The organism is Halopseudomonas laoshanensis, from assembly GCF_008365385.1.
Taxonomy (GTDB): Bacteria; Pseudomonadota; Gammaproteobacteria; order Pseudomonadales; family Pseudomonadaceae; genus Halopseudomonas; species Halopseudomonas laoshanensis.
The window spans coordinates 1-3,880 of sequence record NZ_QOVF01000015.1 but is presented as its reverse complement, the minus strand read 5'-3'; the positions used below and the strand labels follow the sequence as shown (position 1 = coordinate 3,880).

The 3,880-nt window shown below is 54.9% G+C and carries 4 protein-coding genes, 3 tRNA genes and 1 rRNA gene; all 8 read right to left on the bottom strand.

Going from position 1 to position 3,880, the window contains the following annotated elements:
* Window positions 1-201 (bottom strand): GTP-binding protein (locus DT594_RS18890; protein WP_246164688.1); only part of this gene is annotated, 201 nt, incomplete at its 3' end.
* A gap of 85 nt (window positions 202-286) precedes the next feature.
* Window positions 287-362 (bottom strand) — tRNA-Thr (locus tag DT594_RS18885).
* Between the two features lie 26 nt (window positions 363-388).
* Window positions 389-462: transfer RNA gene (locus tag DT594_RS18880), tRNA-Gly, on the bottom strand.
* Between the two features lie 23 nt (window positions 463-485).
* Window positions 486-570 (bottom strand) — tRNA-Tyr (locus tag DT594_RS18875).
* A 150-nt stretch (window positions 571-720) separates the two neighbouring features.
* Window positions 721-1,395: an SPOR domain-containing protein gene (locus tag DT594_RS18870; protein WP_149334715.1), complete on the bottom strand. Its 675-nt coding sequence runs from the start codon at window positions 1,393-1,395 to the stop codon at window positions 721-723.
* Window positions 1,395-2,144 carry a type III pantothenate kinase gene (locus DT594_RS18865; RefSeq protein ID WP_149334713.1) on the bottom strand — a complete coding sequence of 250 codons (750 nt, stop codon included), beginning with the start codon at window positions 2,142-2,144 and terminating at the stop codon, window positions 1,395-1,397. The genes DT594_RS18870 and DT594_RS18865 overlap by 1 nt, the downstream gene beginning before the upstream one ends.
* A complete protein-coding gene (birA, locus tag DT594_RS18860; RefSeq protein WP_149334711.1) occupies window positions 2,134-3,114 on the bottom strand; it encodes a bifunctional biotin--[acetyl-CoA-carboxylase] ligase/biotin operon repressor BirA in 981 nt (326 codons plus the stop codon). Before birA ends, DT594_RS18865 begins: the two co-directional genes overlap by 11 nt.
* A 469-nt stretch (window positions 3,115-3,583) precedes the next feature.
* Window positions 3,584-3,699 (bottom strand): 5S ribosomal RNA (rrf, locus tag DT594_RS18855).
* Window positions 3,700-3,880: the final 181 nt, after the last annotated feature.

Here is a 3,880-nt window from a genome sequence, read left to right as displayed (position 1 = left end):
GTGCGAGGTGTTGATGGTGATACCGCGAGCCTTTTCTTCCGGCGCGTTGTCGATTTGATCGAAGCCACGGGCGGATCCGCCGTAAGCTTCAGCACAAACACGGGTCAGCGCTGCAGTCAGAGTGGTTTTGCCATGGTCAACGTGACCGATGGTGCCCACGTTAAGGTGCGGTTTTTTACGTTCGAACTTCTCTTTAGCCATCGAGAGATCCCCTCTTCGTGAGTGCAATGCGCGAGTCACGCGACCATTAAACAAAAGGCAGATATCTGCATATCTGCCTCTATACTGGAGCTCATGAGCGGAATTGAACCGCTGACCTCACCCTTACCAAGGGTGTGCTCTACCAGCTGAGCTACATGAGCTTATACACTTTTTGCTCAGCCAGAATTGGAGCGGGTAGCGGGAATCGAACCCGCACCATCAGCTTGGAAGGCTGAGGTTCTACCGTTGAACTATACCCGCCGAGCTCTGGCTATTGCTAAATCTGGTGGAGGGGGAAGGATTCGAACCTTCGAAGGCTAAGCCGTCAGATTTACAGTCTGATCCCTTTGACCGCTCGGGAACCCCTCCGTAAGAGGGCGCCATTTTCTTCACTTGGCGCCGCACTGTCAACACATTTATTAGTAAAAACCGCTACTTGTGTGCTGATAACACTCATTCTGACGGAGATTCAAGGAAACGCCACCATTCAGAGCGGCGCATATCATAGGCGATGGCCGCTTAGTCCGCAATCGATTTACAAGGAAGGAACTGATGCTGCAACGCCGGAAAGCTTTTCCGCAGCCCGGCCAACAAGGATTGATCAACCAGACGGCGAGCCGCGCTGTCGACTTGCACCAGATACTCACTGCTCACACTTTCCTGCCTTTCAACCCTGACTGAGTGACCCATGGCCTCAAGCTGCGCCTGGCGTGCCAGCGCATAGTCCTCGCGCCGGAACACCCCCAAGGAGATGTTATTGGCCAGAGCTCCCTGGGTAATAATGAAGCTGTCGATACCTTCGCTCTGCAAAGTACTGAGACGCTGCAAGGCTTCAACCTGGCCACCCTGCACAGGCATCACTAACCAATAATCCTGGCTACCTGGGACTTCGCGACTGATAACTTCGGATTCTATGGACAAAGCCAGCAACCTCTGGCGCAACTGCTCAGCTTCAGGTCTGACATTGAACACGCCAAGATTGACGCAGAGAACTGTCGACGGTTGGCGCTCTTCTATAGAGGGAGTCGCTTCAACCTCAGGCTCAGACTCCTCTATCGTCGCCTCGGCGACAGGCAGTTGCTCCAGAGCTTGGTCGGCAGCCTGATATAAAGACTCATCGGCATTGCCGTCCTGCAGCTGCCACAGTCCGTAGAGAATGTTGAGCAACAGCAGAAACAGGAATAAAAAGCGCATCACTCCACCTCCACTGGGCAGGCGAGAGCAAGGCCGTCAAACACCAGGTCATTGATTACCTGACACTCCCCTGGGAGCGCCTCAGCCATGCGCTCAGCATCTCCGCCGGTTAGAATCACCAGCATATCGTCACCGAGCAGCTGGTGAGCTATCCGATACTGCTCTCGAACAAAACCCGCAAGCATCAGATCGCATCCGAACTCCACCGCCTCTGCAGTATTACTCCCTGGAGACGGCAGCAGCAGATCACCCAACAGGTTCTCGTCATAGCGGATCAATCGGGTGTGGCGTTTGAGTCCGGTGCGCAGCAACTTACTACCCGGCGCGATGTAGCCTCCCAGGTGCTGACCGTCCTTCTGAACGAAGTCGACAGTGATTGCAGTACCAAGATCAATCACTACACAGGCGCGCTGGCACCTTGCATAGGCGGCCGCAACCGCCAGCCAGCGATCCATTCCCAGCTTGGTATGATCGGTATAGCCGTTGGTGACGCCGGCCAGATGCATACTGGTCCGGGCCAACACAGGGTGCAGCTTAAGCCAACTGGTCAACTGATCCATCACCACCTGGGTTTCATCCGCAGAGCGTACGCTTACCAGCCGGCAAGCGCTTATTTCTCGCTCCTGACCGCCCAGCAATAGCTGCAGCTCAACCAGGTCGGGCGCCATGTCACGATCGCGCACGCGACCTTCCCTGTCCAACAGCCGCCATTTGATCAGCGTATTTCCACAATCGAGCTCAAGGAGCATTATTGACCCTCAGACTGACTTCACCACCACTGACCAGCATCTCACCCTCAGCAGTCTGCAATCTGAGGGCGCCACGCTCACTGATGCCCCGATGAACGCCGTTCAGGACGTTCGCCCCGGATACCACACTGACTGACTGACCAAGCCAGGCGTCGCGTTTTTCCCATTCAGGAATGAATACCTGAAAACCTGAGCGTCTGAATTCGCGCATTGCTAGAAGCAACTTTTGCGCAAAAGTGGCAACCAGCTTGTTCCTGTCTAGCTCGCCCTGACCTGGCGCCTGCAACAAGGACGTCCACGCCTGATCAATCTGCGCCCCGGCTTCAGCTCGCATCAACACGTTGATTCCTACACCGATGACAGCAACACAATCAGAGGTCAGATCACCGGCGATTTCGATCAGGATACCTGCCAACTTCCTATTCTCGAGCAGCAGATCGTTCGGCCACTTCAAACGGACCTGAGGGTAACCACAGCTTTCCAGCGTGTCAGCCAACACTATACCGACAATCAGGCTTAGGCCCTCCAGGCCTTGGGCACCATTACTGAAAGGCTCTACCAGGGTCATGTAAATATTCTGGCCATAAGGGCTGACCCAGGTACGGCCGCGACGGCCCCGTCCGGCGCTTTGCTGCTCAGCGATGCATACCAGCGGTTGATGGCCGCCAGCGCTAGCCATCAGGCGCTGCGCCTCGGCATTGGTCGAATCAATAGACGGGTACAGGTGCCACTGCCAGTAGGTCGCAATATCAGTCGGCAGATGCTGCTGTATTGCATCCAGATCAAACAACACTGCGCCTTTGGGAATACGGTAGCCCTTGCCACGTACGCGCTGAATAGGGAAACCCTCTTTCTCCAGCCGGGACAGCGACTTCCATACTGCAGCACGACTCACGCCCAGCGACTCTCCCAGCTTTTCACCAGAATGGAATTGCCCATCAGACATCATTGAAAGCAGGGTACTAAGCATGTGTAAGCGGAACCATAATTATCAAAGCCGCATGATAACGCTGTGGCGAAGCAGAATGAATGGGGAATGTGGTTTTAAAGCTGAAGCTGCAAGAGGTGCGGGGCGAGGACAAGCAGCCACAGGCTGATCCGAAGCCCGCTCTGGCTTCTCTCGCCCGCCATTGACTAGCCACCCCATCGTGACTAACCGCCTGGCCATACTACCCACCTACCCCGTCATTCCCGCGCAGGAGGAAACTATTGTGACCTTAACCGCCATCGCAAAAACTGTAGAGATGTGCGAGGTCTGAACCTGCGCTTGGATTCCCGCCTGCGCGGGAATGACGGGGTGGGCCAGGTATGACCAAGTAAAGGTCGGCCAATGAGGATGATTTGCGGGTATCGGTGTTGTTCGCGGGCTGCTGTGTGACTTTTCCTGCGCGCAAAGAAAAGCCCCGCGCTGTTTCCAGGCGGGGCTATTCAGTATAAGCGCTTGACGATGACCTACTCTCACATGAGGAAACCTCACACTACCATCGGCGATGCATCGTTTCACTTCTGAGTTCGGGATGGGATCAGGTGGTTCCAATGCTCTATGGTCGTCAAGCAATTCGTTGCTGTGCAGGTGTTAGTCTACACGGCGTAAAGGGGTGGTTCGGTGATAGAAATGGGTGTTGCTGGTAACTGTCATCTCAATCCAAGTTCGGATTGTCGTTCATCGGTGTCATGACCACACCAAATTGCTTGGGTGTTATATGGTCAAGCCACACGGGCAATTAGTACTGGTT